The sequence below is a fragment of the Lacimicrobium alkaliphilum genome (assembly GCF_001466725.1).
In the GTDB taxonomy this organism is placed as follows: domain Bacteria; phylum Pseudomonadota; class Gammaproteobacteria; order Enterobacterales; family Alteromonadaceae; genus Lacimicrobium; species Lacimicrobium alkaliphilum_B.
The window spans coordinates 3,317,031-3,338,325 of the sequence record NZ_CP013650.1; the positions used below are offsets into that span (position 1 = coordinate 3,317,031).

The 21,295-nt window shown below is 50.4% G+C and carries 24 protein-coding genes and 1 pseudogene; 13 read left to right on the forward strand and 12 right to left on the reverse strand.

Features of this window, described 5'->3' with window-relative positions:
- Positions 1 to 4: 4 nt before the first annotated feature.
- Genes AT746_RS14990 through AT746_RS15010 form a run of 5 tightly spaced genes read right to left on the reverse strand, consistent with a single transcriptional unit; the run spans position 5 to position 3,154 of the window.
- Entirely contained in the window at positions 5 to 1,333 is a 1,329-nt protein-coding gene (locus AT746_RS14990; RefSeq protein ID WP_062481761.1) for a TolC family protein, read from the reverse strand.
- Entirely contained in the window at positions 1,330 to 1,875 is a 546-nt protein-coding gene (locus tag AT746_RS14995; protein ID WP_062481764.1) for a DUF411 domain-containing protein, read from the reverse strand. Before AT746_RS14995 ends, AT746_RS14990 begins: the two co-directional genes overlap by 4 nt.
- A gap of 51 nt (positions 1,876 to 1,926) precedes the next feature.
- Entirely contained in the window at positions 1,927 to 2,244 is a 318-nt protein-coding gene (locus AT746_RS15000; RefSeq protein WP_062481768.1) for a hypothetical protein, read from the reverse strand.
- A 48-nt stretch (positions 2,245 to 2,292) separates the two neighbouring features.
- Positions 2,293 to 2,832, reverse strand: a complete 540-nt coding sequence (locus AT746_RS15005; RefSeq protein ID WP_062481771.1) for a c-type cytochrome — start codon at positions 2,830 to 2,832, stop codon at positions 2,293 to 2,295.
- Between the two features lie 25 nt (positions 2,833 to 2,857).
- A complete protein-coding gene (locus tag AT746_RS15010; protein WP_062481775.1) occupies positions 2,858 to 3,154 on the reverse strand; it encodes a hypothetical protein in 297 nt (98 codons plus the stop codon).
- A 200-nt stretch (positions 3,155 to 3,354) separates the two neighbouring features.
- On the opposite strand from AT746_RS15010, the gene AT746_RS15015 reads away from it, so the two are divergent.
- The 5 genes from AT746_RS15015 to AT746_RS15030 all read left to right on the forward strand — a co-directional run bounded on the left by AT746_RS15015 (position 3,355) and on the right by AT746_RS15030 (position 8,219).
- Positions 3,355 to 4,053 carry a heavy metal response regulator transcription factor gene (locus AT746_RS15015; protein WP_062481778.1) on the forward strand — a complete coding sequence of 233 codons (699 nt, stop codon included), beginning with the start codon at positions 3,355 to 3,357 and terminating at the stop codon, positions 4,051 to 4,053.
- The gene (locus tag AT746_RS15020) at positions 4,040 to 5,440 is read left to right on the forward strand and encodes a heavy metal sensor histidine kinase (protein WP_082633412.1); all 1,401 of its coding nucleotides are present in this window, start codon (positions 4,040 to 4,042) and stop codon (positions 5,438 to 5,440) included. Before AT746_RS15015 ends, AT746_RS15020 begins: the two co-directional genes overlap by 14 nt.
- 543 nt (positions 5,441 to 5,983) lie before the next feature.
- Positions 5,984 to 6,160, forward strand: a complete 177-nt coding sequence (locus AT746_RS19685) for a DUF1328 domain-containing protein (protein WP_082633296.1) — start codon at positions 5,984 to 5,986, stop codon at positions 6,158 to 6,160.
- Positions 6,161 to 6,223: 63 nt separating this feature from the next.
- On the forward strand, positions 6,224 to 7,852 hold the full coding sequence (locus tag AT746_RS15025) for a diacylglycerol kinase family protein (RefSeq protein ID WP_062481786.1): 1,629 nt from the start codon (positions 6,224 to 6,226) through the stop codon (positions 7,850 to 7,852).
- A 121-nt stretch (positions 7,853 to 7,973) separates the two neighbouring features.
- Entirely contained in the window at positions 7,974 to 8,219 is a 246-nt protein-coding gene (locus AT746_RS15030) for a YdcH family protein (RefSeq protein WP_062481790.1), read from the forward strand.
- A gap of 64 nt (positions 8,220 to 8,283) precedes the next feature.
- On the opposite strand, the gene AT746_RS15035 is transcribed toward AT746_RS15030, so the two are convergent.
- The 4 genes from AT746_RS15035 to AT746_RS15050 all read right to left on the reverse strand — a co-directional run bounded on the left by AT746_RS15035 (position 8,284) and on the right by AT746_RS15050 (position 9,561).
- Complete coding sequence (locus AT746_RS15035) at positions 8,284 to 8,604, reverse strand: hypothetical protein (protein WP_197414271.1); 321 nt, start codon at positions 8,602 to 8,604, stop codon at positions 8,284 to 8,286.
- A gap of 86 nt (positions 8,605 to 8,690) precedes the next feature.
- The gene (locus tag AT746_RS15040; protein WP_062481796.1) at positions 8,691 to 8,915 is read right to left on the reverse strand and encodes an EF-hand domain-containing protein; all 225 of its coding nucleotides are present in this window, start codon (positions 8,913 to 8,915) and stop codon (positions 8,691 to 8,693) included.
- Positions 8,916 to 9,017: 102 nt separating this feature from the next.
- A complete protein-coding gene (locus AT746_RS15045; protein ID WP_062481799.1) occupies positions 9,018 to 9,242 on the reverse strand; it encodes an EF-hand domain-containing protein in 225 nt (74 codons plus the stop codon).
- Positions 9,243 to 9,336: 94 nt separating this feature from the next.
- On the reverse strand, positions 9,337 to 9,561 hold the full coding sequence (locus AT746_RS15050; RefSeq protein ID WP_062481802.1) for an EF-hand domain-containing protein: 225 nt from the start codon (positions 9,559 to 9,561) through the stop codon (positions 9,337 to 9,339).
- A 318-nt stretch (positions 9,562 to 9,879) separates the two neighbouring features.
- Here AT746_RS15050 and AT746_RS15055 point away from each other — a divergent pair, with 318 nt between their 5' ends.
- The 6 genes from AT746_RS15055 (at position 9,880) to AT746_RS15080 (ending at position 15,647) form a co-directional block, all read left to right on the forward strand.
- Positions 9,880 to 10,245, forward strand: coding sequence for an ArsR/SmtB family transcription factor (locus tag AT746_RS15055; protein ID WP_062481811.1), 366 nt, complete (start codon positions 9,880 to 9,882; stop codon positions 10,243 to 10,245).
- Positions 10,246 to 10,250: 5 nt separating this feature from the next.
- Positions 10,251 to 10,724, forward strand: coding sequence for an arsenate reductase ArsC (locus tag AT746_RS15060; protein WP_062484280.1), 474 nt, complete (start codon positions 10,251 to 10,253; stop codon positions 10,722 to 10,724).
- Complete coding sequence (arsH, locus tag AT746_RS15065) at positions 10,721 to 11,440, forward strand: arsenical resistance protein ArsH (protein ID WP_062481813.1); 720 nt, start codon at positions 10,721 to 10,723, stop codon at positions 11,438 to 11,440. The genes AT746_RS15060 and arsH overlap by 4 nt, the downstream gene beginning before the upstream one ends.
- A 332-nt stretch (positions 11,441 to 11,772) precedes the next feature.
- Positions 11,773 to 12,789: an ACR3 family arsenite efflux transporter gene (arsB, locus tag AT746_RS15070; RefSeq protein WP_062481814.1), complete on the forward strand. Its 1,017-nt coding sequence runs from the start codon at positions 11,773 to 11,775 to the stop codon at positions 12,787 to 12,789.
- A gap of 32 nt (positions 12,790 to 12,821) precedes the next feature.
- Entirely contained in the window at positions 12,822 to 13,334 is a 513-nt protein-coding gene (locus AT746_RS15075) for an arsinothricin resistance N-acetyltransferase ArsN1 family A (RefSeq protein ID WP_062481816.1), read from the forward strand.
- A gap of 159 nt (positions 13,335 to 13,493) precedes the next feature.
- Positions 13,494 to 15,647 (forward strand): TonB-dependent receptor family protein, encoded by a 2,154-nt coding sequence (locus AT746_RS15080; RefSeq protein ID WP_062481819.1) that lies wholly within the window; start codon positions 13,494 to 13,496, stop codon positions 15,645 to 15,647.
- Positions 15,648 to 15,780: 133 nt separating this feature from the next.
- On the opposite strand, the gene AT746_RS15085 is transcribed toward AT746_RS15080, so the two are convergent.
- Together AT746_RS15085 and AT746_RS15090 are read right to left on the reverse strand one after the other, a co-directional pair.
- Positions 15,781 to 16,644 (reverse strand): universal stress protein, encoded by an 864-nt coding sequence (locus AT746_RS15085; RefSeq protein WP_062481821.1) that lies wholly within the window; start codon positions 16,642 to 16,644, stop codon positions 15,781 to 15,783.
- Positions 16,644 to 18,137, reverse strand: coding sequence for a SulP family inorganic anion transporter (locus tag AT746_RS15090; RefSeq protein ID WP_062481824.1), 1,494 nt, complete (start codon positions 18,135 to 18,137; stop codon positions 16,644 to 16,646). The genes AT746_RS15085 and AT746_RS15090 overlap by 1 nt, the downstream gene beginning before the upstream one ends.
- A gap of 327 nt (positions 18,138 to 18,464) precedes the next feature.
- On the opposite strand from AT746_RS15090, the gene AT746_RS15095 reads away from it, so the two are divergent.
- On the forward strand, positions 18,465 to 19,670 hold the full coding sequence (locus AT746_RS15095; protein WP_062481827.1) for an MFS transporter: 1,206 nt from the start codon (positions 18,465 to 18,467) through the stop codon (positions 19,668 to 19,670).
- On the opposite strand, the gene AT746_RS20295 is transcribed toward AT746_RS15095, so the two are convergent.
- Entirely contained in the window at positions 19,664 to 19,714 is a 51-nt protein-coding gene (locus AT746_RS20295) for a hypothetical protein (RefSeq protein ID WP_420480315.1), read from the reverse strand. The two genes, AT746_RS15095 and AT746_RS20295, sit on opposite strands and share 7 nt — an antisense overlap.
- Positions 19,715 to 20,040: 326 nt before the next feature.
- Here AT746_RS20295 and AT746_RS15100 point away from each other — a divergent pair.
- Positions 20,041 to 21,158, forward strand: a pseudogene (locus AT746_RS15100) (S-(hydroxymethyl)glutathione dehydrogenase/class III alcohol dehydrogenase).
- Positions 21,159 to 21,295 lie beyond the last annotated feature (137 nt).

Genomic DNA, 21,295 nt, shown 5'->3' on the forward strand with positions numbered 1-21,295 from the left:
TCCTTTAAAACGATGTGGCGGGTCCCTGCGGGTTGATGGGCGCCTGGGTGAGCAGATAATTGATTTGAGCGATGGTCTTTTGTCTGTCCACGGCAATGCTAAGCCCATCGATCCTGGCGTTGAGCTCCGCTATACGGGCTCGCACTGCCTCTGAAAAATCACCATCATCATTATTGTAAGCGCTGAGCGATGCTTCGGCTTGTTCCGCCATTTGCGGCAGCAGTTGTTCGGTATAAAGGGCATGCCTTTCGCCCAGGCGCACTAGCTGCGCGATTGCCGTGTCCAATGCCGCCATCAACTGACGGCTGCGCAACCGCTTTTCAGTTTTGATCGCTTCAGTACGATTGACCGCGGCACTGACCTCCTTGTCCTGGCGGTTCTGCGTAAAAACCGGCAAGTCAAAGCTGACGCCCACTGAAAACAGGTCTGCCCTGTCAGAGCCCATGGGATCGTCATAACGATACCCATACTGAGCTGTTAATCCCCACTGAGGCTTATATTTCTGCCTGGCCAGCGCAATACTGGTGCGTGTAGCGTTAATACGTTGCTCCAATGCCTGCAACTCTGGATGATTGCGAATCCACTCATAACGTGCCTGCGCTGAAACCTGTTGTATTTCCTTTAACGACAAAGGCAGAGCAAGGGACTGCTCGGGTAACTCTGAACTGACACCCGCCCCGATGTCTTCTCCTATCCACTCCAAAAGCCGTTGCTCAGCAGTTTCACGCTGCTGACTGAGCAATGTTAACCTGTCCTGTAAGCGAGTCAGTTCCAACTGGGCTCGAATAACATCCTGTTGTCGTGCTTTGCCAATAGCCGATGAGTAGCCGGCTTCAGCCGCATCCATCAGTTGCTCAAACAGCGATCTGTCCTGTTCCAGTAAACGAATGCTCTCCTGTGCCCTGAATGCCTCCAGCCACAACTGCGTGACAGTCGCCTTCACTTTGGCCTGTCGGTCCTGTCGCAGCAACGGATGCTGCTGCGCCAATTGCAGTTTCTGCTGGCTCGCCAGCTTCAGGCTATCTCCGCGGGGCAACATTTGTGTGACGGCGGCGACCAACTGCGTCATCCCTTCCTGATTTAGATCAAAACCGTTCAACGGAAAGTTCGCGGCCATCAGACTTACCCTCGGATCAGGCAGGGTCGATGCCGCTGTCGCCTCATCATTCAGGGCTTGTTGCGTGTGCTGACTGCCACTGAGCCATGGATCGGTTTTAATAGCTGCAACAACCGCAGTATCTAAGGCTAATCGCTCAGTGTCCTGCTGAGCGTGGACGTCAGTTGCGCCTCCAGAAGCAAACAGCAACACACCCAGGTAGGTTAAAGGTCTCATGGCGTTCCCTTTTCGTATTGTTGTTCCATACTCTCAATACTGGCGTAAACCTCACTACTGCCATCATTTTTCAGTAATAAAATCTGATAAGGTCTGAACCTGTCACCCACCTCCATGCCGGGACTGCCAACCGGCATTGCCGGCACCGAAAGGCCGAGTGCTCCAGTCGGGGGGCTGGCCAGAAACTGGCGTATAAACTGTGCTGGCACATGACCCTCAAACACATACCCCTGAGAGGTCACAGCGGTATGACAGGAGCGCTCTGTGGCCGCTATCTTGTAACGCGATTTAATCACATCCAGATCCGCCGGGTGCTCTGCAGTCGCCCTGAATCCCTGAGCTTCAACATGCTCAATCCATTTCTCGCAACAGCCACAATTGGGGCTTTTATAGATCGTCAGCTGTTGCTCAGTACTGAACTGGTTTTGGTCAGCCGGTGGCGACGTCGCCGGCGTCTGATTGCTGCTGTGTTCTGACACATCGTCGCAGGCAGCAAAAAAGGGTAGCAACATTAGTATGCTCAGCGTTTTAATATGATACATATCCGTCTCCGGTAAAAGTGGTCGCGCAGCTTAATGGGGGCATGATAATCACTAGTCCTCACAGCCCATTGAATAATCCTTTCCAGTACCAATGCCGAACAAGCGAAGCGAGAATGGGATAACGGGTATACTGGTATTGGGGAAAAATTTGCGGTATGCAGTTGAAAATACGAAAAATGTCAGAACATTGTCATCGACAGTCCGTCTGGCTTTCTGTGCATCACCAGCCTTTAAAACATGATCTAATGCACTAACCCCTTCCTTGCTATTCCTGCCGTAATGCTCCCGACAAGCATAAACGGAGAACAGTCGCACCATCCATCGCCCTAAGAGAACCACCGAGATGAGCACTGTTGTAACTATTTTCATATGAAAGTTCTCCCGTTTTATCCCTGTTTCAGTATCAAAGTAGAACCCTTAGTGCGCCTCATCCGACTCCCCCCGTGCCGTAAGGATCTGATATTGAGCCTGGGACAACTCGGGAAGCCGTTGCAGGAACGCCACCATATTCCAGATTCGCTCGTCATCATGGCCTGACCCCCAGGCTGGCATGCCTGACGCTTTGATACCGTGTTTAATAATCCAGAAACGTTTTCTATTCTGTGCCTGTGCATCACCTGCATAATCAGACGGGGCGCTCAGGTCTGGCGGCTGAGGATAAAGTCCTAAGCTGAGATCGGTCTGTGTCGTACCAGGTTTAAGATGACAACCGGCGCACATATCGTTGTAGTCAGCCCCACCTGCCAATAATCTCTCAGAATTGTCGAGGTCAACAGGCACCTCAAGATCGGCAGCAGCACGGGTAACAGAACGCTCACGCAGGGTGTCCAGTGCCCAATATGTGACCGCATTGTGAGAATCGTCGGCACCCATTGGATAAAGACCGGAGTAGATAAAGCCCAGGCCAGCCAGCACGCTCACGCCAAGCACGGTGATAAGGCATTTGAAACAAGACATCTAATCTTTACTCCCGGAAAAATCTTTAGTGTTTCTTATGCTCATGCCCGGAATCTTTAGTCGATTCCTCTTTCGTCTTTTGCGTGTCTTTCTTGGCATGATCTTCATGAGAATCCTTCTCATTGTGGTGCATCATTTTCATGCATTTTTTCATCATGGCTTGCATAACCGGGTCATTCATATCCATTTCTTCATGATCCATGTTTTTCATAGCTGCACAGTCTGGCGCTTCAGCATTCTTCATATGCTCCTTGGGATCATGGGCATGAACGGATAATGCATATGGCAAGATTGCAGCAAAAACAACGAGTTGAGTTTTCATAATTAATTCCCTGTTAAAGCAAAAATGTTCCAGCAGAACAGCTCCGGTACAGCGGAACTGTAAGTCCTGAAGTCAACCACAGGATACCGCTCCTCTTCTGTCAGACAGATGACCCCAGCATTACAACAATGTAATGTTGATGTAATCTGACCGTTGGAGACACTCCTTTAAACTGGTGTCTGCCATAGCTGAGGTGTTATATGCGATTGTTATTAGTCGAAGACGAAGTCAAGACAGGGGACTATTTACAACAAGGTCTCGCGGAGGCTGGTTTTCAGGTCAGTTTGATAAGAAATGGTTTAGATGGCCATCATCTGGCCATGACTGAATCTTTCGACCTGATCATTCTCGACGTGATGTTGCCAGATGTGGACGGTTGGCGTATTTTGCAGTCGCTACGAGAAGCTGACCACCACACGCCGGTACTTTTTCTCACTGCCCGCGACAGTGTTGATGATCGTGTAAAAGGACTTGAGCTGGGGGCTGACGACTACCTGGTGAAACCTTTTGCTTTTGCTGAGTTGCTTGCCAGAGTGCGCACTTTACTCCGCCGTGGAGCGGTGCCTGTTCAGTCTGATCAGCTTACAGTTGCCGATCTCGTCGTCGATCTGCCTAAGCGGCGGGTAACACGGGCAGGTGTCAAAATAAACCTCAGTCATAAGGAGTTTTGCTTACTGGAACTGCTTGTCCGCCGCCAGGGAGAGGTACTACCGCGTTCGCTCATTGCATCTCAGGTCTGGGATATGAATTTCGATTCAGATACCAATGTCATCGATGTCGCCATTCGTCGGCTTCGGGCAAAAATTGACGAGCCATTCTCTGTCAGGCTCATCCATACGGTACGAGGTATGGGCTATAAGCTTGATATTGAAGTTGACGATGCTCATGAAGACAACTAGACCCTTATCACTCACTGCCAGGGTGATGGTCTTTGTTGCCCTTGCGATTGGAATAAGCCAGTTGATCATCGGCAAGTTGATATTGGATGCTGTTGAACGACATTTCACCGAACAGGATGCAGACGAACTGACCGTGATGAATCGGGCCATAAAACAGTCTGCATTACAGGCATTAACTCAAGCTCAGTTACCAATTGCACTGTCAAACGCGGTATCAGGCCACCATGGTGTCTATTTTCAGGTATGGAACAATAATAATCAGCTTATTTACAGCACCCCCGGTGCCGACTTCGGGCCAGTTCAGGCAAGTCTCTCACCCATCAGACAAATACATTCAGATAATCTGCAAACCTGGGAATCAAACGGCAATACTTATCGAGGCAGTGTTACTCAATTCACTAGTCTAGACAAAGAGTACAAAATAGTCGCCGCGATAGACATCGGCTTTCATTTGCAGTTTTTGCAGGGATTCCGCCGCAGCCTGTGGTTAATAATGATGCTTACCGGAGCGGCAACGTTGCTGGCAACCTGGCTGGGCGTCCATCAGGGGCATGCTCCGTTGCGAAGTCTTTCGCAAAGCATGCGTGACATTCAGGCTGACCGCCTGCATATCAGACTAAACCCTGCTACTTTGCCAAAAGAGTTACAAGAGTTAACTTCCTCCTTCAATCAGATGATTGGACGTCTGGAAGAGAGTTTCACCCGACTGTCTCATTTTTCCGCCGATATTGCCCATGAACTCAGAACCCCCCTCACGAATCTGATTACTCAGACTCAGGTAGCTCTTGGTAAGGCCCGCACGTTAAAAGAGTATCGCGAGCTGCTTTACTCTAATCTTGAAGAGCAGGAAAGGCTGGCCAAAATGGTTAACGACATGCTCTGGCTGGCTAAAAGTGATCATGGTCTGATAAGGCCGGTACAGGTTTCACTGGATCTGGCGGTTGAGATCAAAGAGCTATTTGAATTCTTCGAGGCTCTGGCGGAAGAAAAACAGATAACGCTGAGGCAAACCGGGCATGCCCCTGCAATTATGGGTGACCGGGAAATGCTTCGCAGGGCTATCTCCAACCTGATGTCTAATGCTATTCGCTATACTCCTGCCGGTAAATGGATAGAGGTTCGTCTGGACTCGCCAACAGAAAACACAATAACATTGAGTATCACGAATCCCGGACCCGGGATTAGTGAAAAACATCTTCCGAGGTTATTTGATCGTTTTTATCGCGCTGACCCGTCAAGAACCCGCCAGAGCGAGGGCGTTGGTCTGGGTCTGGCCATTGTCCGCTCTATTGCAGAGGCTCATCAAGGGCAGGTCGACGCGATTTCGGATCAAAACCAGACTACCTTTAAACTGAGCTTACCCACTCAGAACAAATCAACGGAGTAAGTAGCTCCGGGGGATTTTTTTTTGAACCAAAGCGCTGGATGGGGCCTGAAACAGCGAAACCTTGCATTCAGCCAGGGAGAGACTATATCGATATTGGACTCAGAGCAGGGGTTCGTGCTTCATAGCAAGGATTGATTATCATCACCATAACAACAGAGTCTTTAATAAAGAGGTTGAATCGCATTGAACTCTCCAATTCGGGTTTTATGAGTTTATGTAGTCATACATACCGGCAACCAGGTTAAACAAGGTGGGCAACAATTTTGTTACAGCTGCTAACTGTCATAAAACGTCAAGGTGGGGAGGATGAACCAGAATCTGATGCCCTATGGCCTATTTTTTCCAGGCAAGCAGGCGGGCCCTTTGTGGCTTATTTTCTATCTGTCGGCGCGCCAGGAGCTAATTGTCTTAAAAGGGGTTTTGTTTGATATCCGTTTTACAATCAAATATTTAAGGCTAAACTAAATGCAGTAACAACAAACAGCGGGTGTAATAAACCAACCGCTGGCTTTACTAAAAAAATTGTCAAACAAGGAAATGGTTATGTTAGGTTGGACGCTAATTTTTCTGGTTATTGCCATTATTGCTGCTGTGCTGGGTTTTACCGGTATCGCAGGGGCTGCCGCTGAGATCGCGAAAATAATATTTTTCATCTTTCTCGTGTTGTGGATTATTTCACTCATCGCCGGTGCACTGAGAGGAAGAGGTCCCCGACCGTGACAGAGCAAAAGCATTAAATCACAGCGTCTGAAGAGACCACTTTTTACTGAGGCGTTCTGAATTATGCCCTTCGCGTTATATTATATGGCTGCTGCCCTGTTGTTGGTGACTGCAGCCGTGATCACTCCCTCTCCCTATTTTAAACTGCCACTGGCCTGGGGCGGGTTATCCCTGTTTACCGTCAGTATTGCCTACTTTTTTGATATTGCGGCAATTTTCCGCAAACGTGCAGACGGTCGCATTCCTGCCTACATCCGTTGGGTTTTTGTGCCTTTTTTGCTGGGTGTGCAGGTGTATAACGCCTGGGCCCGTAAGCGGGATAAGGTGCCTGCCATCCAGCAGATTGAAGAGCAGCTCTATCTGGCCTGCCGCCTTTTTCCTTCGGATGTGGAGTATCTGAAAAAGCAACAAATCGGAGCAGTACTGGATGTCACCGCAGAGTTCGATGGCCTCGACTGGTCGTTACTTGGCGAGAAAATAACGTACCTCAATATACCGGTTCTGGACCATCGCTCTCCCACAAGGAAACAACTGCAACAGGCACTTAACTGGATTGACAACCAGCAACGCAATGGTCGCAAGGTACTGGTTCATTGTGCGCTGGGCCGCGGACGTTCGGTACTGGTGGTGGCCGCCTATCTGCTATCGCAGAATAAAACCGGCTCCGTAAAGGAGGTTCTCAGGCAGATAAAGTCCATTCGCCAGACTGCCAACCTTAATCATCACCAGTTCAAAAAACTAATGAAACTGCATAAGTCCGGCAAGCTTCGCCAGAAATCTCTGGCCTGGGTGATTGCCAACCCCGTTGCCGGAGGCGGTAAGTGGGATGAATATCAGCAGGAGTTGGTCAACAGGCTCAGTCAGCACTATCAGCTAACCATCAAAACCACCACTAAAGAGGTTGACGGCGAAACCCTGGCTCAACAAGCCGTTAAGGCAAAAGCAGATCTGGTGGTCGCCTGCGGCGGTGACGGCACTGTTACCCAGGTGGCCTCGGCACTGGTCAATACCGACATTGCCCTGGGTATTATTCCGATGGGTACCGCTAACGCCCTGTCTCAGGCTCTTTGTGGCAGTATCAGCAAAATATTGCCGCTGGATACTGCCTGCAGTGCCATTACTGAGGGCAAGACCATCAATATGGATAGTGCGAAATGTAATGGCAAACTGATGTTGTTACTCGCCGGTGTCGGCTTTGAGGAAAAAATGATTTCCTCCGCTGATCGCGATCAGAAAAACAATTCCGGGCAAATGGCTTATCTGCGCGGCCTCTGGCAGGCCATTGAACAAAACAAAATCTACTCACTGACGGTGCAATTTGATGATCAGCCTCCTGAACAAATAGATACCCAGTCACTGGTGGTGGCCAATGCAGCGCCTTTTACCTCGCTGCTGGCGCAGGGCAAAGGGCAGCCTGATATCGCCGATGGCAAGCTGGATATCACCTGGCTGACCGAGACCGAAACGCCCGAATCACACCTGTTCAGCCTGGCAGAACTGGCTTTTTCCGGGATCACGCAAGATAACTCCGATTCTCAGGTAAAGCATCGTCAGGCCAGCAGAATCAGGATTTGTGGTGATGAGCTCGAGAAGTACATTATCGACGGTGAGGTATATCAGGATCTGCCACTGGACATTCAGGTGCAACCTGCTTCGCTGCGGGTCCGCGTCCCCGAAAACCGGGGTAGCTAAGGAGTCAGATCAGGAACCTTTGAAAGCAGATATTGTCGCAGGAATTGAGCCTTAAAGTGCAGGAAAAAAACCTGAACTCAGACTACGCTTACTGTGCGTCAATAACTAAGGAGGAACAACCATGCCATTAGAGAAACATCCCCTGCAAAACGAATTCCCACAGCACCAATCCCGTATTCAGCAGCTCCATGCCAGCAACGATAATTTCGCCCGTCTGTCAGACAAGTATCATCAACTGGACAAAGAAATTTTTGAAATAGAACAGCAGAAATTGATTAACGATGAAAACTATCTTGAGCAATTGAAACTCCGGCGCCTGCAACTTAAAGATCAGCTCTACCATATGCTGGACAAAGACCTGACCTGAATCCCTTCTGATCAAAAAAAGACATGCTGACAGGATCAGCATGTCTTTTAACCACCCCTATCTGCTAAGTCAAAGACTGCACCAGCACCACAGTGGTCACATGTGCGATTCGACAATCTGCGGAAGGCGACTGATGGTGTCCGTCATCAACCAGTTGAATAGCTGAAGGGCGGACGCCAAGGGCAACAAGTTGTCGCTTTACTTCCTCAGCTCTCTCAACCAGCAATTCATGAGACTCCCGGGCTAACTTGCCGCCCTGACTGTAAAGTAATACCAGTAAGGTTTGCGGACTCTTAATTAACTTAGCCTGCTGGATCAGCTTGCGAAGTTCCCGGAAAGTAATTTTGCTGGAATAAGGCGGGAAATGGAGCACAAACTCAGTCAATTCCCGCCTTTGGATGCTGATATTCTGGCGACTCGCGACGTTATCAGCGAGGGGACCACAAGCATAGTCCCTTTGTAACACCGTCATTATTGATTCAGATAAGCTTCGAACTCTGATTTAGAGATCCGGCCGTCACCATCCTTGTCATGCTTATCAAAAGAAGCTGACAGCGGGCCTTCCGGAGCCGCTTCAGGCTTGTTCAGATAGCCATCGCCATTACGGTCAAGGGTGTCAAAAATTTCGCCAGCATTGCCCGCGGCCAGTGCCAGTGAAGAGGGAAGCAAAAACATTATCAGTGCTAACTTTTTCATCATATTCTCCTTACGTTTCCTGTTGTACCGGCATGAATGCCCGCCGGCTAACGGTGCTATGGACTAAGGGACCTGAGGCCGGGTCCCTTAGTCAAAGCGTTGTTATTGATTCAGATAGGCTTCGAACTCTGATTTAGAGATCTTGCCGTCACCATCCTTGTCATACTTATCAAAGGAGGATGACAGCGGGCCTTCTGAAGCCGCTTCAGACTTGCTCAGGTAGCCATCGCCATTCTGGTCAAGGGTGTCGAAGATTTCGCTGGCATTGCTCGCAGCCAGTGCCAGCGAAGAGGGAAGCAAAAACATTATCAGTGCTAACTTTTTCATCATATTCTCCTTACGTTTCCTGTTGTACCGGCTCGAATATCCGCCGGTTCGAGGGGCAAAGGGGCCTGAGGCTGGCCCCTTAGTCAAAGCATCATTACTGATTCAGGTAGGCTTCGAACTCTGATTTCGAGATCTGGCCGTCGCCATCTTTGTCATACTTGTCAAAGGAGGCTGACAGGGGGCCCTCTGAAGCCGCTTCAGACTTGCTCAGGTAGCCATCACCATTCTGATCCAGGGTGTCAAAGATTTCGCCGGCATTGCTCGCAGCCAGTGCCAGCGAAGAGGGAAGCAAAAACATTATCAGTGCTAATTTTTTCATCACGTTCTCCTTACGTTTACGGTTGTACTAAGCAGGAATTTTCTGCTTGTTCACACTGACTACATCAAATAGGATGCCAGAATTTTTTAATTCTTAATTATCAAAAAGTTATGCTTGTTTTATGGGGTTGGACCGGGAACGAAGCAGGGAAACTGTCGCCTGAAAGCAACAGTATTTATCATTATTTTCATAAATCCTTATAAATCATATCGTTAGGCTGTTGCCAATTACCAACTATAGATTTAGCGGGCACGCCATTGACATATGAATTTTCATATATATGATTATCCGAATATTTTATCCAACAGGTTAAGACAGATGACAGAACCGCTGGCGTTTTTTAAATGCCTGGCAGAAGACACCCGGCTGAAAAGTCTGTTGTTAATTGCTGAACAAGAAGAACTCTGTGTCTGTGAGCTCACCTGCGCGCTGGAATTAAGTCAGCCCAAGGTATCCCGGCATCTTGCCGAGCTGCGCAAATGTGGCTTGCTGTCTGATCAGCGCCGGGGCAAATGGGTTTACTATCGCCTGAACGAAGACCTTGCGCTGTGGGCCCGGCAGGTGCTGACAATGACAGCCGACGAGAACCCGCAGCTGTTACAACAGCTTTACCAACGTCTTGAACACATGCATAACAGACCACAGCCACAATGCTGTGAAACTGAGCATAAGGAGCCGGCATGAATCCTCTGAAAATCCTGTATATCTGCACCCATAATCGCTGCCGCAGTATTTTGTCTGAAGCGATAACCAACCACATGGGCAATGGCCGTATCCTGGCACGAAGTGCAGGCAGTCAGCCTTCTGGTGAAGTCCATCCGTTGTCGATTTTTTACCTTGAAGAACAGGGTATTGCTACTGACGACCTGCAGTCTCAGTCCTGGGATGAATTTGAAGATTTCGCCCCGGATTTAGTGATCACTGTGTGTGACTCTGCAGCCGGTGAGAGCTGCCCCCTGTGGTTCGGCAAGTCCCTGAAGATACACTGGGGCCTGGCAGATCCCTCGAAACTGCAAGGCAGCGAGGAAGATAAAGCCGATGCGTTCCGAAACACCATCAAAGAGATTGAACAACGCGTGCAACAGATGCTGAAGCTGGATCTCGAACACATCAGCCAGCATCAATTGCAGCAAGCGCTTACGGATTTAGGAGCACAGGCATGAGTGTACTGGATACCAGTCTGCCAAATATTGATCAGGAGCAGTTCCGGCACCCTGAAAGCGACGACTTCAGAACGTCCTTATCCACCCATAAACCGAAAATATTGCTGCTGTACGGCTCGCTCAGACAGCGCTCTTACAGCCGCCTGGTGATTGAAGAGTGTGCCAGATTGCTGGATGTGATGGGCGCTGAAACCCGCATTTTTGATCCATCCGGTTTACCCCTGCCCGACGATGCGCCTGACAGTCACCCCAAAGTTCAGGAACTGCGCGAGCTGGCTATCTGGTCTGAAGGACAAGTCTGGTGCTCACCGGAACGTCATGGTTCCATGACCGGTATTATGAAGGCCCAGATTGACTGGATCCCGTTATCAGCCGGTGCCGTGCGTCCGACTCAGGGTAAAACCCTGGCAGTGATGCAGGTCTGTGGTGGCTCTCAGTCCTTTAATGTGGTTAATCAGCTCAGAGTACTGGGCCGCTGGATGCGCATGCTCACTATTCCCAATCAGTCTTCTGTGGCTAAGGCTTTTCTGGAATTCGAAGAAGACGGTCGCATGAAGCCATCAGGCTATTACAACCGCATTGTGGATGTGATGGAAGAGCTGATGAAATTTACCCTGCTGACCCGGGATAATTCTGCCTATCTGACCGACCGCTATTCAGAGCGGGTAGAAAGCGCAGAGCAACTGATGCAGCGGGTTAATCAGAAGTCAGTGTAACTAAGTGAAGAGGTAGGGGTGAGGAAAGCTACCGCTTTCCAGCCCCGTCATTCCGCGTGTGATTAGCCGGAATCTTTTTTTAACAGCTGAGAAGTATATCGTTAGCTGCGCGGTTGGATGTAGCAGTTCCTGAATCACGTTCAGGATGACGGGGTAGGATGACAAAAGCCGGACGACCTGGCTGAATTTAAAATATAGCCCTTCGCGCCTCTGCGAGTTCAAAAGAAGAGAGCTATTGATCTCTCAGAGGCGCAGAGAACACAGAGTCCCCCCGGATTTGGCTAAGCTGCTGATAGCTGAAAACTTATAACAATCAACAAGGTAAAACAAAAATGGGACTGTTTGAACGTTATTTATCTCTGTGGGTGGCACTGTGTATTGCTGCCGGCGTGATACTGGGAAATCTTATCCCTGGTGTATTTGCTCAGATTGCGGCGCTGGAATATGCCCATGTGAACTTGGTGGTGGCGGTACTGATCTGGCTGATGATCTACCCCATTATGGTGCAGGTGGACTTCACTGCCATTAAAGACGTGGGTAAAAAGCCCAGGGGCCTGTTGCTGACGCTGGTCATTAACTGGCTGATCAAACCCTTTACCATGGCCCTGCTTGGCTGGCTGTTCTTTAAAGGCCTGTTCGCTGATTTTGTAGACCCCCAATCTGCAGGTGAATATATCGCCGGCATGATCCTGTTGGGTGTCGCCCCCTGCACCGCCATGGTATTTATCTGGAGTCAGCTGACTAAGGGTGATGCCAACTACACCCTGGTACAGGTCTCGGTCAATGATGTGATCATGATCTTCGCCTTTGCCCCCATCAGCGCCTTTTTACTCGGTCTCAGTGATATTCAGGTGCCCTGGGAAACCTTATTACTGTCGGTGGTGCTCTATGTGGTGTTACCGCTGGTCGCGGGTGCACTGACCCGTAAACGCCTGGACAAAGGCAATGATCACAGCCGTATAGAAGACTTTGTTAACCAGCTGAAGCCCTGGTCAATTATCGGGTTGCTGGCCACCGTTGTTCTGCTGTTTGGCTTTCAGGCCGGGACCATCATCAATAAGCCAATGATTATTCTGCTGATTGCCATACCGCTGCTGATCCAGACCTATGGCATTTTTGCTATCGCCTATTTCGCTGCCAAAAAGCTGAAACTGCCCCACAATGTGGCGGCACCGGCCTGTATGATTGGCACCTCCAACTTCTTTGAACTGGCCGTGGCGGTGGCCATCTCCCTGTTCGGTCTGCATTCGGGCGCGGCACTGGCGACTGTGGTAGGCGTACTGGTGGAAGTACCGGTAATGCTCTCGCTGGTATGGTTTGCCAATCGTACCCGCCACTGGTTTGACTAAAGCGATAAGCTCAAAAATAACGAGGGAATACCATGCAGATACGCTATGCCAACAAGGAAGATATCCCGGCTATCCGCGCTATTTATAATGCTGGTATCGAATCGGGTACCGGCACCTTCGAGACCCGGCCCAGACGCAACAAGGATATCGCCGGGTGGCTGAAGGTAGATAACCTCTATCCGTTGCTGGTTGCCGAATCAGAAGGTCAGGTACTGGGTTTTGCGCGACTGTATGAATACCGGCCACGGGAGTGTTATGCCGGTATTGCCGAGTTTTCCATCTATCTGGCCGATGAAGCTCAAGGCAAAGGTACAGGTACCCTATTACTGGCCGAATTGTTGACCGCCGCCGGAACCTGGGGCTTTCACAAGGTCATTTCACGGATTTTTACCTTTAATCAGGCCAGCCGCGCCCTGTGCAAAAAACTCGGGTTTCGCGAAGTGGGGATCTACGAAAAGCACGGTCAGATCAATGGCCGCTGGCTGGATGTGGTGATTGTGGAGTATCTGGTTCTGCCTTCTCGCTCAGCACCCGCTGAGATATAAACTGCTAAAGACACTGATACAGCACCTGTGCTCAGTTTCCATTAGGCCTCAGATGACTAAATGTAAATACCCACGAATTAGAATTGATAGTAGTTCTCATTTCAATTAAGATTCCGTCCGATTTTTAAAACACACATATTCGATGAAGGACTGTATCCGATGAAACACTCTGTATTGGCAACCGCCATTACCGCCGCACTGATGAGTACAACCCCTCTGGCTGAAGAATCCATGACACCATCCGGTGTCAGTCTGGCCGGAGTGGAAACCATTAAAATAATTGGCAGTAAATCTGATGCCCGTGGCCTTGCCGGCTCCAGCGCCGTTATTGACGAGCAGCAGATGCAGGTGGAAGTAACCACAGATATTCATCAGGTACTCAAGACGGTACCCGGTATTTATATTCAGGAAGAAGATGGGCATGGTTTGCGCCCAAACATTGGCATTCGCGCCGCCAACTCTGGTCGTTCGAGTAAAATCACCCTGCTCGAAGATGGCGTGATGATCGCCCCGGCCCCCTACTCTAATCCGGCCGCCTATTATTTCCCCACCACTTTCCGTATGTCTTCCGTTGAAGTATTAAAAGGTGCGCCGCTGTTGCGCTTCGGCCCACAGACCACAGGCGGTGTGGTCAACATGGTAACTACGGCGATACCTGATCAGCAAAGTGGCAAGGTGATCACTCAGTTTGGTGAAAACAGCAGCCGTGATATCCATGCCTATATCGGTGGTACCGAGGGTAATTTCGGTTATTTACTGGAAACCGTACAGCGCAGCAGCGCTGGATTTAAAGATATCGATCGCAGCAGCCGTGATACCGGCTTTGATATCGAAGACTATGTGGTCAAGCTGAAATGGACTGACGATAATCAAAGCCTGCTGGCTAAACTGCAATACTCTGAAGAGCTATCCAACGAAACCTATGCCGGTCTGACCGATGCGGATTTCAGGCGCGATGCCAACCGCCGTTATGGCCTGTCTGATATCGACCAGATGGACAACAGCCACAAAGGGTACAGCCTTAACTATAATCTGGATATCAACGACAATCTGTCTCTGAATCTGGTGGGCTATTACAATGAGTTTGCCCGCAACTGGTTTAAAGCCGGTGTTGCCGGAGGCCTGATCAACAGTGCCAACAACGGCGATACCGAGGCGCAGGCGATTCTCGATGGAGACATGGATCTGGCCGGCATCAAGTTTAAAAACAATAATCGCAGCTATGAGTCCTATGGCCTGGAAGCTAATCTTGGTATCGATTTAAACGATCACAGCATTCAGATTGGTGTCCGTGATCATCGCGATACCATGGACAGATTCCAGCCTCAGGATGTGTATGACCAGATCAACGGCAGCCTGGTATTCCAGTCTGTTATCGAGCCCACAGGCGGCGACAACCGCCTCGAAGAAGCCGATGCCCTGAGCTTATGGGTTACCGATAACTGGCAGGTCACTGACGCCCTGAAAGTCAATCTGGCCCTGCGTTATGAAGATGTAGAATCGTCGCGCCGCCAGTTTAACGACGTGGCCCGCAACGACTTAGGCAGCTTCCGCAGTAATGACAGCGATGAGTGGTTACCCGGTGCATCATTTACTTATGATCTAACCGGTGAATGGCAGGTTCTGGCGGGTGTACACAAGGGCTTCTCGCCCCTTGGCGGTGGCGCTGTGGCAGAAGAAGAGCCGGAGACCAGTATCAACTATGAAGCTGGTGTACGCTTTTCACGCAATGGCCTGTTCGCCGAAGCCATTGTCTTTTACAGCGATTTTTCAAATAAGTCTGAGCTGTGCTCAGTGGCAACCCCCTGCAGCAACGGCGCCGAGAGTGGCACATTCTCCACCGGTGATGCGGTTGTTTCCGGTTTGGAGATTCAGCTGAGCCAGACCCTGGATTTAGGCAACTACAGCATGCCGATTGATTTCAGCTACACCTACAGCAATGCTGAGATCACTAAAGACAATGCCGTGGTTGGCGTATTCGACGGTGACGAACTGGCCGGTGTACCCACTAATATGGCCAGTTTGCGCGTGGCGCTGGACAGTGGTGATAAGTGGTACCACTATGCGGTGGCCAAGTACATTGATGAGACCTGCGTAGCCCTGGGATGCAACAACAGCGATGATGCCTTTGGTAAAACAGATTCTTTGTTTGTGATGGACATTGTCAGCCGCTATCAGCTCAACAGCCAGACGACTTTGTACGTTAAGGTGGAGAACCTGCTGGATAATCAGGAAATCATCGCCCGCACTCCACAGGGTGCAAGACCCAATAAACCACAGACCGCCTCTGTGGGGGTTGAATACAGCTTCTGAGCACTTTGACACTCATCAGAGAAACAACAAGGCGGCCAACAGGCCGCCTTTGTTTTTCCCACTCCGGGCTGAATACCCTGCAAAAAAATACCGGGCCAGCCCGGTATTTTTGTTTAATAAATCATCGCCGACATTATCTTAATAACAGCAACGGAATACTGGCGCGATTCAGCATTTTCAGGGTAAAGCTGCCCAGCAGCATCTCCCGCAGGCGACCATGTCCAAATGAGCCCATCACAATCATCTGAATATCCTCTTCCTGCTGATAACTGAGCAATTGCTGTTCGGCATCACCGTGAAGCTTGGCAGTCACCACTTTTAAACCGGCTTGTTGCAAGCGCTCGCTGGCATCTTCAAGTAACTTATCGGCCTTAGCATCATCTTTAGTCACATGCACAAGATGACAATCCATGCCCTTGTACAAGGGGCTGGTGAGCAGATAATCGAGCGCTTTTTCTGCGGCCTCACTACCATCATAAGCCAACATTATGCGCTGTGGTTCGGCAAATTCCCGATTGACGATCAGAATCGGCTTGTGCAGCGCACGAATAATGCTCTCGATATGATTGCCCAGGCCATCATCAGACTGATGATCTTCACCGCGTACACCCAGTACCAGCACCCGGATATGTTCTTCCATCTCCACCAGGGTTTCGGTGAGACTGCCGTGCCGCTGACATAACTGCGCTGAATCAATACCCGCAGCTTTCACCCGTTCGTTAGCCGCTTCAAGCATGTGCTTGCCCTGCTCCAGCAAGATCTTACTGCGCTTGGCTTCCAGCTCGGTGAGTTCCTCAAGCAGATATTCACGACTACCAAGGCCGATATTACCACTCAGATCTGCCGCAGCCGGAGGTTCTCTGTGTTCAAGGTTGTGCAGCAATTTTAACGGTACGCCAACACGATTGGCTATCCAGGCGGCGTAGTCTGCCACCGCAGCACTGATGACAGAGCCGTCGATACCCGCAAGTACCAGATTTTTTTCAGATTGACTCATCAGTGTCCTCCCAGGACTTTTTCAATTTCTTCAGGCTTATCATGCACACCGAAGCGATCCACTATAGTTTCCGTGGCTTCATTCAGACCGATCAGCTCTACCTCAGCCCCTTCGCGACGGAATTTGATCACCGCCTTATCCAGTGCAGCTACCGCAGATACGTCCCAGAAATGAGCCCTGTCCAAATCGATGACTACCTTATCAACCACTTCTTTAAAATCAAAGCTGTCGGCGAACTTATCCGCCGAATTGAAAAATACCTGCCCCATCACTTTATAAGTACGGGTATTGGTTTCTTCATCCAGCTCCGAGCTCACGTACATAAAGTGGCTGACCTTGTTGGCAAAAAATACCGAGGCAAAAAGTACCCCCACCAATACGCCATAGGCCAGATTATGGGTCGCAACCGTGACAATCACCGTAGCCAGCATACCGATATTGTAGGACAAGGGATGGGATTTAAGATTACGGATGGAGTCCCAGCTAAAGGTACCGATAGACACCATGATCATCACCGCCACCAGTGCCGCCATGGGAATAATTTTTATCCAGTCCGACAGAAACACCACCATGAACAGCAGGAAGCTACCCGCCACCAGCGTCGATAATCGCCCGCGACCACCGGATTTCACATTGATAATTGACTGACCGATCATGGCACAACCGGCCATACCACCAAGCAGACCGGCCCCCACATTCGCCACGCCCTGGCCTTTGCACTCACGGTTTTTATCGCTGTCGGTATCGGTCAGATCATCCACAATAGTGGCGGTCATCAGAGACTCCAATAAACCCACTACAGCAAGAGCGGCCGAATACGGGAAAATAATCGCCAGGGTTTCAAAATTCAGCGGCACATCGGGCCACAGAAATACCGGCAAGGTATCAGGCAGTTCGCCCATATCACCCACATTGCGAATATCCAGCCCCATCATGACGGCCACTATGGTCAGGGCCACAATACACACCAGTGGCGAGGGCAGCAGTTTGCCGACAACAGGTACATAAGGAAACAGATAAATAATACCCAGTCCGGCAGCGGTCATAGCATACACATGCCAGGTCACATCAGTCAGCTCAGGCAACTGGGCCATAAAAATCAGGATGGCCAGAGCATTCACAAAGCCGGTGACCACGGAGCGGGAGACAAAAGACATCAGGCTACCGAGCTTTAAGTAACCGGCGATAATCTGTAGTACGCCGGTGAGCAAGGTCGCGGCCAGCAGATATTCAAGTCCATGCTCTTTAACCAGGGTCACCATCAACAATGCCATGGCCCCGGTGGCGGCACTGATCATGCCCGGACGTCCACCCACTATGGCTATCACCACAGCAATACAAAAGGATGCGTATAGTCCCACCTTGGGATCCACGCCAGCAATAATAGAAAAGGCAATAGCCTCGGGGATCAAAGCCAGCGCAACAACGATGCCGGCAAGCAGATCACCGCGAATGTTGCCCAGCCAGTCCTGTTTGGTTGAGTGCAGTAACATAGTCAATCCTGATGTTTAATAACGGGTTTTCGGTCTTGCTGACCGTCTAAAGCATAGCCTGAATATCAGACAATACAGTTACAACCGCCGCTGAAACCGGGCAGTAGCATTGTAGGAGGGTAAGATGTTCTAGGGTGGCGTAATCAGCACGTTGCGGCTTTTATATCTGTAATTAGAAAGCGCGGCATCATACGCAAGGCAGCCTGATATTTCAACAAGCAAGGCCCGTACCAGAATAAAGTTATCTATATTTTACAATTAATTAACAGCGCTCAGAGGGCATGATAGGTTAAAATCAGTGCAACAGAAAAATCGATACGGAGCACTATGACTGCCTACTGGCGCTTTATTCAACAACACTGGCCATTGCTGGGATTTGGTTTTATTACCATTTTCTGGGGCAACCTTGGCCAGTCGTTTTTTATCAGCTTTTTTGGTGCCAGTATTCAGCAAAGCCTGGCCATCAGTGCCGGTGACTATGGGCTGATCTATGCACTCGCGACCCTGACTTCCGGGCTGATGCTGATGGCATTGGGCGGCAAGGTGGATAAATACCCGCTGAAAAACTTCAGTTCCGCGGCGGCGCTGGGATTAATGCTCGCCTGTTCGGTAATGTGGCTGGCCAACAATGCCTTATGGCTGTGGCTGGGATTTTTTCTGTTGCGCCTTTGTGGTCAGGGGCTGCTGCCCCATATAGGCCAGACCACCATGGCACGCAGCTTTGACAAAGACAGGGGCAAAGCCATTAGCTTATCGGCTTGCGGCGTACCCCTGGGTGAAGCCATATTACCGCTGATCGTAGTGGCGTTAATTGCCTGGCTCGGCTGGCAGCAAAGCTGGCTGTGGCTGGGGTTAAGCATTCCGCTTATCTATATTCCCTTAAGCCGTAAACTGCTGAATAAAGCGGCGCTGGCCCCACCTGAGGTTAACGCGGCCAATGCCACAGGGCCCCAGTACAGTCGCCGCCATGTGCTCAAAGATCTGCGTTTCTGGCTGGTACTACCGGCGATGCTGGCCGGGCCTTTTCTGGTGACTGCTATTTTTATACAGCAAAACTATGTGCTGGAGCAAAAAGGCTGGACCACCGCTTTGCTGGCCAGCAGCTTTATCATCTATGGCGTATTGCACTGGGCCGGCTCAATCTGGTCCGGCGTACTGGTAGACAGATTCCGGGCCAGAAAGCTGGTGCCGGTTATTTCCCTGCCATTGTTACTGGCAATGCTGTTGCTGACGCTGGGCTATGGCCCCTGGTTAGCGCCGGTGTTTATGGCGATACTGGGGTTATCCATTGGCATTACCGGACCGGTGTTTAATGCCCTTTGGGCCGAGGTTTATGGCACCACCAATCTCGGCGCTATCCGCGCGCTGGCCACCTCTTTGATGATCCTCTCCACCGCCAGCTCACCCTGGCTGTTTGGCCTGTTGATTGATGCGGGCGTCACAGGAACAGCACTGTTTGCAGGTTGCAGCACCGGGGTCTTTATCGCATTGATTGGAACGCTGATTGCCTATGGCAGAAATCCGGCTCAGTGATGTTCTGCACACCGGATACAGTAAGTGGTGACCGGATTAAACAACAGGCGGCGGGGATCGATCGGCTCGTCGCATTCTAGAGCGCCGAGTGGTTAGATAACAACCACCATAGCCTGCCTGAAATTTCCCCAGTTCACTACTGGCGGCCAGACGCTCGGCGCGCATCTGCAGTAACTTTTGTTTGCATTGTTGTACTTGTTGTGGAGTCATGGGGACAGACCAACAGCAGCAATCTGTAAAATCAGACTAACAGCTTACTTTATCGCCAGTTATCAGGCAAAAGGCAGGGATCCGCGACAGGTAGTGATCCAATTCATACTGAAGTTGTTAGACTAATGGCACTGCTACCCAATTGATTCAGGAGCCTAGAATGCAAACCATTAAAACCCGCGCCGCCGTTGCCTGGGAAGCCGGTAAACCCCTCAGCATAGAAGAAGTGGAACTGATGCCACCACAAAAAGGCGAAGTACTGGTGCGTATTGTCGCCACCGGTGTTTGCCATACCGATGCCTACACCTTAAGCGGTGATGATCCTGAAGGTTTGTTCCCTGCCATTTTAGGCCATGAAGGCGCAGGAGTTGTGGAAGCCATAGGCGAAGGGGTGAAGGATATTCAGGTGGGGATCATGTTATTCCGCTGTACACCCCGGAATGTGGCGAGTGTAAATTCTGCAAATCCGGTAAAACCAACCTTTGTCAGGCGATTCGCGCTACTCAGGGCAAAGGCCTGATGCCCGATGGCACCACCCGTTTCAGTAAAGACGGCCAGCCCATTTACCACTATATGGGCACCTCCACTTTTGCTGAGCATACGGTGGTTCCGGAAATTGCACTGGCGAAAATCCCCAAAGACGCCCCGCTGGAAAAAGTCTGCCTGCTCGGCTGCGGCGTGACAACAGGTATGGGTGCCGTCACCAACGCTGCCAAGGTACAAAAAGGCGATACGGTGGCCGTATTTGGTTTAGGCGGGATTGGTCTGTCGGTGCTGATCGGAGCGCGTATGGCAGGGGCCGGCCGGATTATCGCCATCGATATCAACGAAGATAAGTTCGATATTGCCCGTCAGCTCGGCGCAACCGATACCGTTAACCCCAAAAACTACGATAAACCCATTCAGGAGGTGATCGTAGAGCTAACCGACGGTGGTGTAGACTTCTCCTTTGAGTGTATTGGTAACGTCAATGTGATGCGTTCGGCACTGGAGTGCTGTCACAAGGGCTGGGGTGAATCGGTGATTATTGGTGTGGCCGGGGCCGGGCAGGAAATCTCAACCCGTCCCTTTCAGCTGGTTACCGGCAGGGTATGGCGCGGTACCGCCTTTGGCGGCGTAAAAGGCCGCAGTCAGTTACCCGATTATGTGCAGCGCTATATGGACGGCGAATTCGAGCTGGATACCTTTATCACCCACACCATGGGCCTTGAGGATATCAACAAAGCCTTTGATTTAATGCACGAGGGCAAATCCATTCGCAGTGTGATTCATTATTGATGCGTGAGGGGTGAAGAGTTAGGTGAGATGAGTCCTGAGAGAAATAGCTCATCACAGAGCCGCGGAGATTAGGATCTGTTTAAAACTCAGCGAACCCAGCGATTCAGTCTGTAGTCTGGATGCAGCGAAGCGGAATC